At 41.9% G+C, this 17156-nt stretch carries 15 protein-coding genes; 3 read left to right on the plus strand and 12 right to left on the minus strand.

The genetic code is table 11. The annotated features are described in order from the left end of the window. Positions 1-411: 411 nt before the first annotated feature. From NRIC_RS02345 to NRIC_RS02375, 7 genes are all read right to left on the minus strand, one after another. Positions 412-1038 (minus strand): uracil-DNA glycosylase family protein, encoded by a 627-nt coding sequence (locus NRIC_RS02345; protein WP_146621094.1) that lies wholly within the window; start codon positions 1036-1038, stop codon positions 412-414. Further along, positions 1019-1945 (minus strand): helix-turn-helix transcriptional regulator, encoded by a 927-nt coding sequence (locus tag NRIC_RS02350; RefSeq protein ID WP_175579978.1) that lies wholly within the window; start codon positions 1943-1945, stop codon positions 1019-1021. The genes NRIC_RS02345 and NRIC_RS02350 overlap by 20 nt, the downstream gene beginning before the upstream one ends. Before the next feature lie 59 nt (positions 1946-2004). Continuing rightward, positions 2005-2475 carry a TspO/MBR family protein gene (locus NRIC_RS02355; RefSeq protein ID WP_146621122.1) on the minus strand — a complete coding sequence of 157 codons (471 nt, stop codon included), beginning with the start codon at positions 2473-2475 and terminating at the stop codon, positions 2005-2007. 188 nt (positions 2476-2663) lie between these two features. Next, positions 2664-4205, minus strand: a complete 1542-nt coding sequence (locus NRIC_RS02360) for a hydantoinase/oxoprolinase family protein (RefSeq protein ID WP_146621096.1) — start codon at positions 4203-4205, stop codon at positions 2664-2666. Continuing rightward, the gene (locus NRIC_RS02365) at positions 4198-5289 is read right to left on the minus strand and encodes an S-methyl thiohydantoin desulfurase family protein (RefSeq protein WP_146621097.1); all 1092 of its coding nucleotides are present in this window, start codon (positions 5287-5289) and stop codon (positions 4198-4200) included. The genes NRIC_RS02360 and NRIC_RS02365 overlap by 8 nt, the downstream gene beginning before the upstream one ends. Before the next feature lie 4 nt (positions 5290-5293). Beyond that, positions 5294-6586, minus strand: a complete 1293-nt coding sequence (locus NRIC_RS02370; protein ID WP_146621098.1) for a cytosine permease — start codon at positions 6584-6586, stop codon at positions 5294-5296. A 134-nt stretch (positions 6587-6720) separates the two neighbouring features. Then, positions 6721-8208, minus strand: a complete 1488-nt coding sequence (locus NRIC_RS02375; RefSeq protein WP_146621099.1) for a PucR family transcriptional regulator — start codon at positions 8206-8208, stop codon at positions 6721-6723. A gap of 160 nt (positions 8209-8368) precedes the next feature. Here NRIC_RS02375 and NRIC_RS02380 point away from each other — a divergent pair, with 160 nt between their 5' ends. Both NRIC_RS02380 and thiD read left to right on the plus strand, forming a co-directional pair. Next, positions 8369-8965, plus strand: coding sequence for an ATP-dependent Clp protease proteolytic subunit (locus tag NRIC_RS02380; protein ID WP_146621100.1), 597 nt, complete (start codon positions 8369-8371; stop codon positions 8963-8965). Positions 8966-9204: 239 nt separating this feature from the next. After that, positions 9205-10005 (plus strand): bifunctional hydroxymethylpyrimidine kinase/phosphomethylpyrimidine kinase, encoded by an 801-nt coding sequence (gene thiD, locus NRIC_RS02385; protein ID WP_146621101.1) that lies wholly within the window; start codon positions 9205-9207, stop codon positions 10003-10005. Positions 10006-10070: 65 nt separating this feature from the next. On the opposite strand, the gene NRIC_RS02390 is transcribed toward thiD, so the two are convergent. From NRIC_RS02390 to NRIC_RS02410, 5 genes are all read right to left on the minus strand, one after another. Continuing rightward, a complete protein-coding gene (locus NRIC_RS02390) occupies positions 10071-11453 on the minus strand; it encodes a M24 family metallopeptidase (RefSeq protein WP_146621102.1) in 1383 nt (460 codons plus the stop codon). Positions 11454-11485: 32 nt separating this feature from the next. Then, entirely contained in the window at positions 11486-12241 is a 756-nt protein-coding gene (locus NRIC_RS02395) for a DeoR/GlpR family DNA-binding transcription regulator (RefSeq protein ID WP_146621123.1), read from the minus strand. An 85-nt stretch (positions 12242-12326) separates the two neighbouring features. Continuing rightward, positions 12327-13502: a DUF6179 domain-containing protein gene (locus tag NRIC_RS02400; protein WP_146621103.1), complete on the minus strand. Its 1176-nt coding sequence runs from the start codon at positions 13500-13502 to the stop codon at positions 12327-12329. Next, complete coding sequence (locus NRIC_RS02405; protein ID WP_146621104.1) at positions 13495-13917, minus strand: DUF6323 family protein; 423 nt, start codon at positions 13915-13917, stop codon at positions 13495-13497. The genes NRIC_RS02400 and NRIC_RS02405 overlap by 8 nt, the downstream gene beginning before the upstream one ends. 309 nt (positions 13918-14226) lie before the next feature. Then, the gene (locus NRIC_RS02410; protein WP_146621105.1) at positions 14227-15792 is read right to left on the minus strand and encodes an NlpC/P60 family protein; all 1566 of its coding nucleotides are present in this window, start codon (positions 15790-15792) and stop codon (positions 14227-14229) included. Positions 15793-16060: 268 nt separating this feature from the next. Between NRIC_RS02410 and NRIC_RS02415 the strand changes: the two genes are divergently transcribed. Further along, positions 16061-17032 (plus strand): GIY-YIG nuclease family protein, encoded by a 972-nt coding sequence (locus tag NRIC_RS02415; RefSeq protein ID WP_146621106.1) that lies wholly within the window; start codon positions 16061-16063, stop codon positions 17030-17032. Positions 17033-17156 lie beyond the last annotated feature (124 nt).

Raw genomic sequence — 17156 nt, forward strand, 5'->3', positions numbered from 1 at the left:
TTAAAACAATTTTTGCATAATTTTACTTTAAAAAGAAAAAAATGGTTGAGCATATTTTTTGTTGAAAATCAAGGGTTTTTCAATGTTTTTTTATGAGCGTTTTCTCATATAGATAAACTCGCCATTTTATAATCATTATAATTTAATTATTTTATATCCAAAAACAAAAAATATGTACCAACCGTTTTAAAATAACATATTTATATGGATTTTAATATTGTGAATCATCGTGATACTTGATGCAGCAGTCAAATGAGAAGCCTTCTCGTTTGAATTATCTCTTTTATAAAACAAGAGTTTTCTCATAAATCTGCTATTTTTGAGAAAAATTCGGAAATTCAAGGGAATAAATGGTTTCGCAATCTTTTATACAACAAAAAAAAGACTGAAGCGATTCAGCCTTTTTCGATGCTATTCTTTAATGATTTGGAGCATTTTTGAGATTTCTTCTGCGGACATGACACGCTTCGATTTTTCGATCTTTAAATTTTTCCCCGTCATGATGTAAGCTGGCAGCAGCCGAATCTCTTTGAAGTAGTTTTCTTGGTGGCGCAGTTTATAGGTGGAAGTGGCAGGTAAGGCATTTTTATTTGTTTCTTGCTTACTGATACGGTTTACCGCTTTTCTTGCAACATCCCCCATCAGCATCCACACTTTCGCATCTGGAAACAGTGACAGCTCTCTTTGAAGCAGAGGTAAATAGTGGTCAATATCCGCTGGCTGAATCTTTCCCGATACACTCGGTGTCTTGACGACATTGGTAATGTAGATTCCCGCATTTAGTAATTCCTCTACTCGTTTGATTGGAAAGCCGGCTTCTTCGAATAATTGGACCGTTGTTTCCATATAATAAGAAAGCTCCTGATCACTGTAGAAGTCATCCTCGGGCGTAGGTGCGGCGATTTCGTTCAGCATGATTGCCTTGATCGATTGTGTGTTTAGTTGGTGTGCTGGGAGATACTCAAGTAGTTCATTACATTCTTCTGAGTAGTTCTCTTGAATATAAGTGGCCAATTCATCACGAACAGTGATTTTCATTTTGCTTCCTCCTCAATTGGTGATATGCGGCTTGATGCTGTTTTGCGACTTGTTTCTTTAAAGATACCGGTGAGATATCGATAACTGCTGTACCTAATGAAAGTAAAAACGATACTATCCACTCTCCTTCGATTAACTCTACGTCGACCAATACTTTTTCTTGATTGAAAGTGACTACTTCTGATCCAAAGATGTCCAATAAACGCGAAGTAATCCTGCGATCGGCAACCAATTTCAATCGGACGAATTCAAAACGTTCCGTCTGATAATCATAGGGGGGAAAAGCAGATTCTCTTTCAAAGCAATCATTCAGCACCTTGATCTTTAGTAAACGAGAGCAGCGAAATAGACGGTACGCTTTCCTCAGGTGACAATAGCCATAAAGATACCAGCTGTGGTCTTTAAACAATAGCTTCAACGGATCAACTTTGCGAATAGAATCTTGTCCTTTTTCATTTACATAGCAAATCTCTATCGATTGAAGTTGTTGGATCGCTTGTCTGAGTTCTTGAAATTTCGCGGCCTCTGTCGAAGTGTCCGCCCCCCAGCGTGAAAAATCGACATCGATCGAAGGATCACGCTCATTTTTGAATAAACTTTTCAGTTTGTTCAATAAAGGATCGGTATTCAAAAAACCAGCGGCTTCCAAACTGGATAGCCCATCTAGAAGCTCGGATTGCTCTTCGTTTGTCATGTATAAACGATCCAGCATGAAACTGTCCAATAAACCGACTCCTCCGTTTCGTCCGGTCTCCGTATAGATCGGCAGTCCCATTTGCGACAGACGATCAATGTCTCGGTAAATTGTCCGCACAGAGACCTCAAACTCCTTTGCCAGCATCGAGGCAGAGGTTTGCGGATGCTGCATCAGGTAAAACAATAATTGAAATAGTCGATTTGTTGTCATCATCATCACCTACTTCAGTATAACAAATAAACACTGACAGGGTTTGTCAGTGTTTACGATTAATTTAGAAATAGAATACTGTAGCTTAATACGGAAGCAAAGGTGACCCATAAGAAGTAAGGACCCATCAGCCACATGGCAAGCGGCTTGTGTCGCAGATAGTAAAGCTGCTGGATCACTAATAAGATCCACAAAGCAGTGATGTCGACGACTGCCAATAAATTATTTTGCAATCCGAAAAAGATTGGAGACCATAAGAAGTTCAAAATGAACTGAACAATGAACAATGGAATCATCACTTTTTTTTGCGTCTCGCTAGGATGGATCAAAATAAGGTAAAAGGTCACACCCATCAAAATGTAAAGAACGATCCATACTGGACCAAACAACCATCCTGGAGGCGCAAATGAAGGCAGTGTCAACTCCTGATAATAAGCACGTGCATTTGTTGCAGATATCCCTGAGAGCATTCCCAAAAGGGTAACACCAATGGTGCTTGCCCAAAATCGAACATCTTTGACTATTTTCATCATACGTCTTCCCTCCTTCCTTAAATCCACTCTACCACGAATTATTTTATCAGGCGATAAATCAGCTTACAGTGCCGTTTTAAGGGGAAAAAATAAATTTCTAAATGATTTTTTTATTTAAAATGAGCTTCTAAAATCAAAAACACATCACACTCCTTTTCGAGCGTGATGTGAGAAATGGTAGTATTTTATAGCTTCAGCTTCCCTGCCACCTTAGCCTTAACATTGACTGCTTGTTTTGACAGATAAGCTAATGGAATGACTTCGATTGATATAGGAACTAGATGCTCAGCGATGGCACCGGATTTTATTGCTTCCTTTTCTGCAGTTTGCAGAGCTTTGGCTACCACCGCTTCTTGGGTGGTCCCTTCCAACGAATAAATTGAGTTTATTTCACCTGAAACTTCACCTAATGCTGCGCCTATCGCATTTGCAGCATCGTAATTTTCAGGAATAACGACTTCGGAAACGCCAGCCATTTCTTGGGGTAAAATAATACTCCCTCCGCCGACCAGAACAACAGGTACCTCTCCACTGTCGGTCTTCATTTGATCAATCGCCTCTTCGATCAGTTCCTTGATTTCCGCTTTCACCTCAGCAACCAACTGAGTATCAAGCTGAGGTGATTTTGCACCAGTTACCTCATGCTGCGAACAATTCGCAATGGCGATATCCGTGGCACAGAGGGTTTGCCCTCCAAAAGCCAAGCTTTCTTCCAAAATACGGTAGCCTAAGCTTTCAGGACCGACCTTAATTGCTTCACCTTGATGGACGATCGTTCCTCCTCCAAGACCGATAGAAAGAACATCGGGCATTCTAAAATTGGTCCGAATCCCGCCAATAACGGTTGCCAGAGAAGACTCACGAGGAAACCCGTTTTTCAGCACCCCGATATCTGTCGTCGTACCGCCAACATCAACGACTAACGCATTTTTTAACCCGCTTAAATGAGCCGCTCCCCGAATGGAATTGGTAGGACCACAGCCGATAGTCAAGACAGGGTAACTCAAGGCTTTCGATAAATTCATCAGTGTGCCGTCATTTTGACAAATATAAACATCAGCAGTGATGGAATTCTTCGTTAATGCTTGCTGCAGACCATGGATCATTTCTACAATCGTTTTGGTTAATGCAGCGTTTAAAATGCTTGCATTTTCCCGTTCAAGTAAACCAACGGAGCCGATCTCACTGGACAATGTTACTGGAACATCAAGTTCTTGGGTAACGATTTCTCCTGCTTTTCTCTCTTGATCATTATTAACAGGAGAAAACACACCAACGACTGCGACAGCTTCTACTTTGCCTTTCATCTTTTGGCAAGCTAGACGAATTTCAGACTCGCTGATTTCTGCAATTTTGTCCCCATTGTATTCATAACCTCCTGCAACAACGAATGAAGAGCAATCCATTTTTTCTGCCAAATCCTTCGGCCAGCCTATCATGGGTTCTACCGAGGTAGTGGCAGGTTTAGCCAGGCGGATGATCCCGACTTTGCTAAGTTCTTTGCGCTGAACGATCGCGTTCGTACAATGAGTCGTTCCCAACATGACGACATTGATTTTTTCTGCTGAAATTTTTGTTTCCTGCAGCACCTTTTGGATCGCCAAATGGATTCCCTGACTGACGTCTTCCATGGTGGGACTCTTCACTTTACCGACACAGTGTAGGTGTTCATCTAAAATGGCGCAGTCTGTATTTGTTCCGCCCACATCAATTCCTAATCTATACATTTCCCTTTTCCCCCATCAAGTTCTCCACTGGTGTATATGAAATGTCATATCCGAAATATTTTGGCCCAGCGACTTCGATCCCGCGATCCGTTCGCCATTTAGGATCACAAGGCAGCGCGATCATATGAATCCGTGCACCATAACGCAACGTCTCTGTCGTGATTGGACGGCCCGTTTCATGATCCAGTGCACAAATCAAGTCGGGTGTCATAGCGATCACTTCACCATTTTTTCTTGCCAGCAAAAGTTCATTTTGGAAAAACACCTCAAGCTGGTCACCTTTGTTTTGATTAATCCCGCTCAGCGTCGTTCTTCCCCGGGTAAAGCCTCCCTCGACATTTCTCTCGATATGATTGATTTTGCCTTCGAACAGGGAATAACCCTGCAGCATTTCCAACAAGTTTTGGACAGGAGACGTCACATCCGCCAGGCGTGTCAATGTCTCGCCAATTTGCTTCGCTAGGCTGAGTGTGTTGCGAATCCCACATTCCTTCACAATCTTTCCTGGAAAAATATTGTCAACCATGTTGGCATTTCCACCCATCACATCGGTTATAGCTCGAGCGATTTTTTCCGACCATTCGCCATCTTTGGGGTAATAAACGATCCGGTTCCCTTGGCTGTCTGCCATTGCGACAACATTTGGTTGATACCCCTTCAAAAAGAAGGTGACCATTTGGGACTCAGGAAACGCCCGGCCCATAGCGTCTGCGTCCACGATCGGCAATCCCATTTTTGCTGCACAAGCGATCGGCAGTAACGAATTGCCACCGCCAATTTCGATCGGCATGATTGCTTGTGTCGGTCGATCAAAAAAATCTTTCAGCGCTTCGACTGGTGCAAATACTTCTTCTTCTGAAGCAATTTTTTCGTTAGAAACAGACGGCGCACCGATCGATCCTACGGGCATAACCAAGGCTTCATCATCTAACTCTTCCACCTGCAGCACTTTAACGGGGCCGTATTTTTGAAGTGCCTGTAAGGCCATCAATTTGCCGACAAACGGATCGCCTCCTCCGCCTGTACCTAATAAAGTAGCCCCAATGGCAATATTGTCTAAATCATCAACTGTGATCCATTCCATGTTGTTACGACCGTCCTTTTGTCAGTTTATTCAATATAAAGTAGCAAATCCCCGCAGCAATGATCCCATCTAAAGCTGAAACATTCGTGAGGCTGAAAATGCCAAATCCTGCTGGAGGAGCACTCGTCATAAAGGCGATCACACTGCCGATGATCCAAGAAACAATAGCGACAGGATAATAATCCTTTAATTTGTTTTCGTAAGAGAAATCGTATTTTTCTTTGTAGAAAAAATAGTCAATCAAATAGATCCCAGCAATTGGCGAAACCAATACCGTAATAATAGAAAGAAATGTTTCAAATTTTCCATAAATCCCTAACATTGCCATTAAAATTCCGATCGAACCGCTGATAAAAGTGATGATCTTTGGGTTTGCTCGCCGGAAAACGATGGAAAAATCTAGAGAAGCAGAATACAAATTATTCGTGTTCGTTGTCCATTGTGCCAAAGTAAGTACCAAGATCGAAGGAATTCCCAACCCCAATGCAAAGAAAACAGCAGTCAGATCAGCGGTATTCATCACTTTGACTAAGATCAAAGAAATAATAATCATAAAGCTGTTGCCCACGGTGAAGCCAACAAAACCGGCGATCATTGCTTGTTTAGGATTCTGAGCCCATCTTGCCACGTCTGGCGCCATTACAACTCCCACCATATACACACCAATCACTAAAGAAACAGCAAGGCCAAAAGAAATTGGTGTTCCCTGCGGTGCGGTTGTCAATCCGGAGGTCCCTTGGTTGTTCACTGACATGATCGTAGCGACAATAATCAAAATTGCCAACAGGGGAACAGAATACGTACATAGTTTTTCAATGGCTTGATAGCCCCAGAAGGCAGAGAGCATCATCAATCCCCCACCAATGAATGAGAGCAGCCATAAAGGCAAGGAGGTGCCGGTCAACTGATCGATTGCACCACGAATATTTTCTGCGAAGAAACCAATTTGTACACCGAACCAGCCTAAAGAGGAAATTCCCATGATCACACCCATCAAAGCTGCCCCATTTTTCCCGAAGGCCACACGGGAAATCATTCCCGTTGATAATCCCGCTTTGGCACCAATGTAAGCTGTACCAACAGCCAATATCCCTAGCACTACTGAACCAATCATGATTGCGGCTACGGCTGTCCAAAACGCCATTCCTTGTGAAAGAGCCACGCCCATAAACATTCCTGAAAGATCGATCCCAATGGCGATCCAGACCATGCTGATCGAGAGCCAACGCTTCCGCTTGTTTTCCGGCACTCGTTCCCGTTCGTAATTTCCCGTGTTTGTTTCTGCTACTTCCTCCATCCGTTTCCCTCATTTCTGAATTTTCTGATAAATAAATATTTTTAACAGTATAGCGAAGAGCGGGGAAACTGACTATGTTTGTGTGATCAAAAACTAAATAAGCCTTTGTCTATTTTGACAAAGGCCTTACCATATCAATGATATTTCCGAAAATAAATTAGACTCTTCACCAATAAATAACGCGAAGAAGTGTGGACGAAAGACATTTTTAAAAGTTCTTGGGCTCTTTTGATCCGATATTTTATCGTATTATTATGCAGAAAAAGTGCTTTGGCCGTTCTGTTTATACTTTCGTCATGATCTAGAAAATAGGCCGCCAATGTGTGAATCATCTCTTTTTCCAAATAGGAATCAAACTCTATTGGATTGAACTCACGAGAAACATCGGACAAGAGAGTCAAATCTTCTGGAATAAAGCGAGTTTTTCCTGGGAAAACTCGTGTTAAAGCTGGCAGATACTCCTCGATCAGCTGCATATTCTTTTGAACAAGTGATAACGAAGGAATCGACTTTGCCTCAAACAAGAACTCTGAAGGCTGCCTTATAAGTAGGGGTCTCTCCTCGGGTTCCCTGATTGTGTTTCCGATCAGCCATTCAAATTTGGCTTCTTGATAATACAGGCTGTTTGAGTGAACAGTCACCCATTCCTTTAATCGACTATCGCCTAAATGATTGCGGAAACAATAAAAATCAAAGGGCTGGGTCAGTTCGACTCCTGCTTTTTTAGCTAATAAAGCGGCTGTTGAAAAATCTCCTGTTTGACAGGCGAAAAAGAATTGTTGCCCTGTATTTAACAGCTGATCCTCCCCAAAAAATTTGATCATTTTTTCTGTCATTGTTTGCAGACTGGATAGTTGAGAGTCAGACAGCGGATCCTTGCGGAAAATAGCAAGCGTGTATTTTTGTGCCAGTGAAGGCAGATTCAATCGCGTTTTTGTATAAAAATAAACCATTTGCTGCATTTCGATGACAGCATTTTTTTGTGTGATTTGTGTCGATCGTTGGAACCAGGCTCTTAAATGAGCATCTAAGCTTCGCGGCCAAGACTTGGATAATAGGATCTCCTGTTCTTCATTTAGTAAAAAAAGACTGCATTTCAATTTATCCGATAAGATGCTTAACCCGGTTTCGATTTGGTGCTGCTGTTGCGGCAAATTGCGAATCGTTTCAATCAAAATATCCTGCTGGTTTTCGATCTGTGCTTCTTCCTCGTTTACGTAAGTCAGTACTTCAGAGATAACTTCACTATAGCGCAGTTCCATCCGGCTTCTTGGCATCACGATCAAGATCATTTGCAGTTCATCCATGCGCTTGATTAGCTGAGGAGAGACTTCTGGCATGATGATTCCGACATAGTACAAGATGATTCCCAATTGACTGTGCTGATGTAAGATCGAAACGATTTCCAGTTGTTTTTCCACATTGTCAGCAACTTGAGCAAAGGAGGTAATGACAAATTCATTGCCTGAGTATTCACCTTTGATAGGCATTTTACTGTAAGCATCCGGTTCAGAAACCTCTAATACGGACACTGTCGTTACTAAACGATCCAGTTGATTCTTACCTGCCAAAACACTCGCCCCTTTCATAGAAGGGATTTTTAACAGATCATTTACATTCATTAGGAGGCTCCTTCCATCTACTCTCTTTAGTCAGTAGTATAAAAGAATTTTCCCGTGTTGAATAGCTTTTTTCCGCGCTTTTAGTTGTGAACGTCCGTATTCATCCATTTTAATCACTTATGTTATAATAGATAAATAATCAAAGAAAGATGGTGTTCTGATGTTCTATTTAGACGAAAATGAAGAAAACGAAAATAAAACCAATGAGATCCCTGACGTGTATCGAAAAAAATTACTGGATCAACGTACGGTTTTGATCTATGGCGAGATTACCCAAGAATTAGCAAAAGATATTACTTCTCAGCTTTTGCTGCTTTCCGCATTAAATGATGATCCAATCACCATTTATGTGAACAGTCCTGGCGGTCATGTGGAATCTGGTGATACGATTCACGATGTCATCAAGTTTATCCGACCACAAGTCAACATGATCGGTACTGGCTGGGTGGCAAGTGCTGGAATCACGATCTTCTTGGCTGCTGAAAAAGAAAATCGCTACAGCCTGCCTAACACTCGCTACATGATCCATCAGCCGGCTGGCGGTGTCAGTGGACAAACGACTGAAATCCAAATCGAAGCAAAAGAAATCATTCGGACACGTGAACGGATCAACCGGTTGATCGCAGAAGCCACTGGGCAATCGGTTGAAAAAGTGGAGCAAGATACGGACCGCAATTTCTGGATGTCTGTTGATGAAGCCAAAGACTATGGCATCGTCGGCAAAATTATTTCGACTTCTGAGGAAATCGGTAAATAATCTCTTGTTTCAACATGGAATTTCGTTTATTCTTGAGATATCGTAAAAAATGAATAAGTATTTGCGGGGGGACGCATCGCGTTGAGAAGGTAAAACCTGACCCTTAGAACCTGTTGGTTAACACCGTCGGAGGGAAGCAATCGATCTAGTTGATTCGCGCCCTTAGTTTAAAGGGCGCTTTTTTTGATGATCTGCCTCCGATGTGCAAGACTAAATCAGAACAATTTGGAGGAAGCTATATGAAAAAAGCATTGACTATCGCTGGTTCAGATTGCAGTGGAGGTGCCGGAATCCAAGCGGATCTCAAGACCTTTTCTGCCCATGGCGTATTTGGGATGTCCGTGATTACATCGGTCGTGGCAGAAAATACCGCACGTGTCATCTCCTACCAGGACATTGATCCGATCATCATCAATCAGCAAATGGATGCAGTATTTGAAGATATCGTCCCAAATGCAGTGAAGATCGGCATGCTTTCCACTGTGGAAACAATGCGGGCTGTGACCAAAAGCTTGAACAAATGGAAACCTGAAAAGATCGTTCTCGATCCAGTGATGTACGCCAAAAACGGCTGTGCCTTAATGGACCCTGCCTCGATCGATACATTGATCGAAGAGGTCTTGCCGCTTGCTGATTTAATCACGCCTAATGTGCCAGAGGCAGAAAAAATCAGTGGTATGACGATTGCAACGTTGGATGATATGAAAGCCGCAGCACAAAAAATCTATCAGATGTGCAGTGCCGCTGTCATGTTAAAAGGTGGACACAAGTCTGGTGATGCCACCGATATTTTATATGATGGCTATGAGTTTACTGAGTACACGAGCGAACGAATCGATACAAAAAATACACACGGTACCGGCTGTACCTTCTCTTCTGCAATCGCTTCTCAGCTAGCCTTAGGAAAAGAGCTCAAACCAGCAGTTGCTGAAGCGAAAGAGTATGTCACCACGGCCATTCGTCATTCTCTGCCGTTAGGGAAAGGCCATGGGCCAACCAATCACTTTTATCAACTTTATCGTTCAGGATTGCAATTGTAAAAAAGCCGAAACTCAAGGTTGTTTCTCCCTGAGTTTCGGCTTTTTAATTGTAAACAGTTCTATTTTTAACCGATCTTCAATGCCAGATCTTTTGCCAAGAAGAATGGCCGTAAATACCCTACTGTATTTGAGAGAGGGAGAATATCTGGTGATACGTCGATATTCAATTCTTCTTTGATATAGCGCTTGCGCGTAACGATCCGTTGCCATAAATCCGGGTACTGTTCTTTTATTGCGTGCTGCAGCTTTTGATCGGCGATTGCAACACACTCTTCAGCACTTGTCCCCTGATACCCTTTGACTGAAGGAATGATATCGATCTGGAACAGCATGCCGCTTTTGATCTCTTCCTTTGAACCGGGATAGATCGGTGAAGACATCCATTCTTCATCCGCCACTAAATGTCCAGGATTTAAGGACCAGCCATAGACTGATTTAGGTAGAGCGTCATCAATGACTTGATAAATTTCTTCGCCTGAACAGCCGATCTTCACCTCGCTCAACCATGCCGTTATTCCACGATAGTAAGGAAAAACAACTTTTTCCAAATAGTCGTTTTGATCGTCTGGCAGCTGCTCTACCTCTTTGATCACAAATCCGCTGCGACTGGATAATCCACCTTTATAACCGACAGTCAGTGACAACTTATCACCTGTTTTAATTTCTTTATGCGTCGGATAAAAATTGGCCTTTTCAAAGCGGTCGCCTGTTGCTGCAATCGTCACTACTGGATTCAATTGCCCTTCGCCATTCAAACATTCCCCAAGATCGCTTTCCTTTACACCGGGCTGAACGGCATTCATTGCTTGCAGCATTCGAGTGGAAGCGAGGTTTGCACCATATTCGTAGTGTGCGATTTCGTTGGCATTATTGGTCGTCCGAACGCCATTGCTGCCGCCAATGAACAAATGACAGGCATTGATCAATTTTGCTTGCTTTGCCGACTGCTTCAGCTCTTCAACGATAAAATAAGGAATGTCAAACAAGGCTTGTCCATCACATTGGTTCGGAGTAAACATTTTCCAGCCAATCAGACCAACTTTTTGTGCACCGTTCAGGCCAATTTCATTGAAGATCTCCCGCAAAGCGCGCTCATGCGCCATCGGTTGATTCGGCAATGAGAAATACGGAGAATGATACAAATTCGCTTCGATGCGAGAATGATCACCCATTTTCAAATTTTCATTTCCTAATACAAGTGAGGCTTCACCCGTACGGTGTAAAATCAATAGCCCTTCTTCAAAGCGCGGCACAAATCCGGTCAAATACTCGAAGTTTGCACCATGCTCGCGATCTGCGTAAATAACTAAGGAATCAAACTGCAGATCCTTCATTTGTTGCAGCAGCTTCTCTTTTCGAGAATTCATCGTTTCATCCGTCAAAAATACAGGTGTAACAGCTTCGAAAATTTTTGGTTCTTTAACGGTGGTATATTTGATTGTTTTCATTTGCAGCTCCTTTGATTGTTTTGAAAGTAGTATTACACAAGGATCAGTTCGACATGGTTTTGTTCCAAGGCTGTTAAAAAATCGGATGAAGGTTCTTGATCAGTGATCAAAATATCCAGTTCCTTTAGAGAAGAAATCTTAAAAAGTCCCGTTGTATCCAATTTCGTGTGGTCGGCTAGAGCAATCGTTTGTTTGCTTTGCAGTAACATTTGCCGTTTGACTAGGCCTTCTTCTTCGGTGTGAATGAACATTCCATCAGCATTGATTGCAAAAACACCAAGAAACGAATAATCAACAAAATAGTCACGAATCTTGTCTACTGTCTCTGCGCCATAAATGAAAAGCTGTTGCTTATGAACCTTTCCCGGCAGAATTCGCACCTCGCTGCTGGGAATCTGGGTCAGCAACGAGGCATGGCTCAGCGAGTTGGTAATCGCCAATATTCCCTTGTCATGCAAAAAAGGAATGATCGCTTCCACACTTGTGGAGGAATCCATTAATACAGCAGCGTTGTTTTTAATCAGCTGTGCAGCCTTTTTTGCTATTCTCTCTTTGATGACCTGATCTTTGCCAGCTCGCTCCTGATAATTGAAAATCATGGCCTCACGGTTGGCCAACATGGCTCCGCCGTGGATTCGTTTAACAATCTCTTGTTTTTCCAACTTGATCAAATCACGTCGGATCGTGTCCTTGGAAACCTTCAATTGCACAGCAAGATAATCGATCGAAGCACTTTTTTTTGCTTCCAAAATCTCCTGAATCCTGCTTAATCGTTCTTCTATCAGCATCATTACTCTCTCCTTGGAATCAATTTACCATATTTTGCATTAATTTGCAATTATTTCTATACTATGTCGCAAAATAATGCATATCCTAAGAAAAATCCCGATACCCTAAGTGATAATGCTGCAAAGCCTCATCTAATTTTTTTTGGTTTTCCCTGGACATTGAAGCAATAAATGAGCGAAAATCAGATAGATAGAGCTGCGTATCCTCTTCTAGGCTGCCATAAGAAGACAACAGTAAAAAGAGTCCCGTGATTGTTTCCACAGATAACAATGCAAAAAGTTGCAGATAAAAACCATTCGGTTCTAAATGTTGCTCAAGATAATCAAGTAAATCATACGGAGAATCCATTTTTTCAGCTATCAATCCCATTCTTTTTTCCGTATCCAGCTGATCGTAGCTCTGCATGAGCAGCGCATAATCAGTCGCCGCCATTGGTGGTGTTAATCGTAGTTCTTTTCTTTGCTCCATCTCTGTTAAGAAGAGGTTTGATAGATCCGCCACACTTTTCAAAGCAAGGACCCGTTGCTGTAATTGTCGGAAGGTTTGTTGATAATACGTATTCTTGTCTAAGAAACCCAGCAACGTAGCTGGAAACTCCTCACGAAGAAAACGATCATAAACATAAGACATTTCGTTCAATGTTAGTAATAAACTTGATCTTGGATCTCCGCCACTCACCCATTTACTTATCCATTGGTCGAAAATAATTTGATAGAGATTATTGATGTCTTTCCGATAATCAAATCCTAGATGATCACTGTATACAGAGAGTATTTCAAACACTAGCTGTTCGGGGACATTCTGTAGAAATCGCACTTCTAACGCCATGCGTCTGAGGTATTCAGAAATAAAATCGATTCCTTGGTAAATAAGATCATCCGCTCCATGTGCCAGCTGATAGTCGATCCACCCAGCACAAGAAACATTGGCTTGATAGTCGCTATCATAGGTGGTAAAAAACGTTCCGATCTCTCTCAATGTCCCCTCAAATGATTCAATCCCATACGATTGATATGTTGTTAAAATTTCGTTATAGCATTGTTCTGCTTGTTGAAGTTTTCTTTTAATGACTTGCTTTCCGTTTTCAAATCGGTCGGAAACGCTCTCCTTTTCAACTGCATGGTCTAAGACAAACAAAATCGATTGGCGAATGGCTTCGATTTCGTCAACTGAGATCACACTGGTTCCGCTTAGACGCTTTTGTACGTGCTGAATTAGAAAATAATTAAATTCTTGAGGATTTCGAACGATTTCATTCATTTTTTCCACCTCCTGCGCTTTGCGGATTGTCTTCAAAATAGCCTTTGAGATACTCAACATCCCCCTCAAATCGGTGATAGACCTCAAAGATCCGTTCCATCAGGACCTCATCTTCAGCAAATTGCAGAGAATGCAAATAGTAAAAGACCTCTTGTAAATCCTCTATCTTTTGCAGATACTCCTGTTTAGTAAAACGCTCCTGTGCAGCGGTTCTCATTAATAGACGAATCGTATTTTTCAAGCTGAAATCGATTAAGTAGTTTTCCTCTAAAACGGCTTTGCGATGCTCCAAAAGTTCTTCAACATCCATCACAGATAAAGAAAACGATTGCCGATTCGTCTTTAATGTCTGATTTACTTGATGGATCACCAGTTGTTGTTGACCTTTAAATAACGTTAACGCAAAATCCTCCATCGTATCAACACCTCCATTGTATAGAGGATATACCATAGTTCACTTTCAATTACTAGATTGAAATGATGCTCAAAATATGTTAATATAAGCTTATAAGAAAGATAAAGCCTTAGTCTTTCTTAATGTTTTCTTTAAATTTTTAGAATTTTTCTTTTTTTAAATAAAGCAAAAAACAACAGCCACACGTGAAGCGTTGGCTGTTTTTCATTTGATTCTCTTTTGTTAAATACGTGTTTGCACAGATAGCTATTTTTTATTGACCAACTTAAAAAAATCCCGCTGATCCTAATCAGCGGGATTTTCAAATGACTAATAATACACACGTACTCCAAAGTCAGGAGTAAACCATTGTGTTGATCCGTATTTCACATCTTCTCCTGGTTGCGAAGCATGAATATATTGGTCTCCTCCAGTAGAGATAGCTACATGATACGTATTTCCTTGTTCTCCCCAGAACAATAGATCGCCTTGTTGTGCCTGATCATAAGCGATTTGTTGACCTGAAGATTCTTGAGGAACCGTCCAAGCACCAATGTCTTGTCCAGTTACTTGTTTGTATACGTATTGAGTGAAGCCTGAGCAATCAAAGCCATCAGGTGTTCTTCCACCCCACTCATAAGGAGTTCCAAGATATTTTTTAGCCTCATTGACAATTGCCTCACCATTCGGATTCCCTTGCTCTGGTGCTGGCGCAGGCTGTTCCGGTGCGGGTGCAGGATCTGGTGTCGGAGTCGGCTCAGGAGTCGGCGTTGGTTCCGGCGTTGGTGCTGGCGCAGGCTCAGGTGTTGGAGCTGGTTCTGGTGTTGGCACAGGCTCTGGCTCAGGAGTCGGCGCAGGTGCCGGATCTGGCACTGGGTCAGCTATCGGATTCTCATCCGGAACGACTGGATTTGTCATATTATCCAGAGTCGGCTCGTCTGGCGTAGGTACAACGACATCTACTGCTGGCGGCACCACTGCTTCTGGTGTTGTCGGTTCAGCAACTTCTGCTGGTGCAGGTGTACTATTTTGAGTTGTTTCGCCTGTTCCCACAATCACGCTTTGACCCGCATAAACGACATTGTCTTCTAAATTGTTCCACTCAGAAAAGTCTTGCGGCTCGATCTGGAATTCAGATGTGATCGAATGAATCGTATCCCCTGATTGAACAACATATTTTTGAACAGTCGGTGCGGCTGCAGGTGTTGCAACCTCTTGAGTCGCAGGTGCTGCATCATAAGTTAACAAATCATTTTCTTGGATCACGTTCAGCAATTCTTTTGCATACTCTGGACGGCCAGCAAACCGTTCTTCCAAAGCTTTCGCTGCCGCTTCCGGTGTTTTCGCATTGCTGCGCCATACATCAGAGAAGTAAAGCTCTTCGCCATCTTTCGAAGCTGTTTTTACAACCTCTACATAGTCTTGGACTGCTTCGAGGTAAGAATCGTAGTCTTTTAATTCTTTCTTACCAGGAACCGCTTTGCCATCTTTGTATTCTTCTTTATCTAACATCGCTGATTTGCCCTTATACTGTCCCTCTAACCCAAAAAGGTTAAAATATGGCGCTTGGGCATAGCTGTTTTGTCCCCAATTGCTTTCAACGATTGCCTGAGCCATCATAACAGAAGCGAATAAATCATTCTTTTCTGCTAATGGTTCTATTTCTTTTGCAATCTCATTGATAAATGCGACTTTATCTACTTTAGAGGTCGTTGCGGTTGGTTTTTCGTTTTTCTTAGCATCAGCCTCTTTTGCATTGACTAATGGTGCGGCTACAGAAACCGCTACTAAAGCAGTACCAACAACAGCCGTTCCCTTTTTCAAGTATCGGTAATTCGTGTTGTGACGACGCTTCTGCTCGCGCAGCTCTCTTCTAGTAAGTACTTTCTTTCCCATTGACACCTCTCCCATTTCATCATATTAATAGATAATAATGCGTTGTTTTGAAAAATAATTAAAGCATAATTTTTTTCTACAAAAGTAATTATAGCATAATTTTTAAAAACACGTTAATGGTTGTTTCGAGAATTTTTTTCTTAGTCGCATTTTTTTTTAATCAAAAATCGCAGAATGCTTATTCTTGCTATCATAGCGCAGATTCTTTATTCTTTATTTTAGTGAAGATAAAAAAAAAGAACGGAAATTTATGAGGAGAATCATGTGCATGGAATCCTTAAAAGAGAAAGTCGCCTCCCTTCCGACCCAACCGGGGGTTTATTTTATGAAAAATAAACAAGGACAAATCATCTATGTCGGCAAAGCCAAGAATTTGAAGCGGCGTGTCAGTTCTTACTTTGTTCAGAACAAGCAGCATTCTCGAAAAACCAAAGAAATGATTTCGCAGATCAAAGACTTTGACTTTCAGCTCGTGGATACCGAGTTTGATGCTCTTTTGGTAGAATTACAAAATATCCACCAAATTCGGCCAAGATACAATCGATCGATGAATCATTACGAGGAATATGGCTATTTTCAATTGTTGAATCGGTCACCTTATTTGCGGGTGCTGACTGAGTGGTCAGATGAACATTTAGTTTTGGGGCCTTTTTACAAAAAAAGCAAGATGCTGACGTTTCGAGAGATCGTCAATAGTGTTTATCATCTTGACGGCCCATTACGCGATGTTCGAGGGATCGTTCGCGATTTTAGCGAAGTAACTCCACAAGAGGATCTGGCTCTTCGGGTCGATGAAATCCGTGAAACCCTGTTGGGACGATCCAACATGTTTTTGGAACGCATTCAACAGAAGGTCGATCAAGCCAATCAACGCAACGACTTCGAAGCTGCCGCTCAATGGTGGAACAACTATTTGCTGGTACAGCGGTTTTTACGACGAAACCGTCAGCTCCTGGCTGCAGCCAATGACAATGTCTTTGTCGGGATTTTAGCAGAGAACGGGCAATACTATTGTTATCTATATGCAAAAGGACAAATTTTGCAGCGCGTCGTCTATACTCGAAAACCAAAACCTGAGCAAGCACATAGGCGTTTGATGAAAGACACCCGAAAAAAAGACTGGTCGCTTTTGGCGCAAAAAGTCTATTTGAATAAGCAAGATGTGGATCTATTTCCGCTTTTTTTTAACTATTTAAATCGGAATGGGGAAATCCATTTTTTTGAATGGCCAAATGCTTGAAACTAATTCTAAATGAAGCGGCCTGATTAAAAAATTATTTTTTGTAAATCAAAAAAACTTAAAAAAAAATTGTATTCGTTTGCAAGGATTGGTAAAATGAGCGAAGAGAAGCGTTGATTGGAGA

This window comes from Enterococcus florum, assembly GCF_004309355.1.
GTDB lineage: Bacteria > Bacillota > Bacilli > Lactobacillales > Enterococcaceae > Enterococcus_A > Enterococcus_A florum.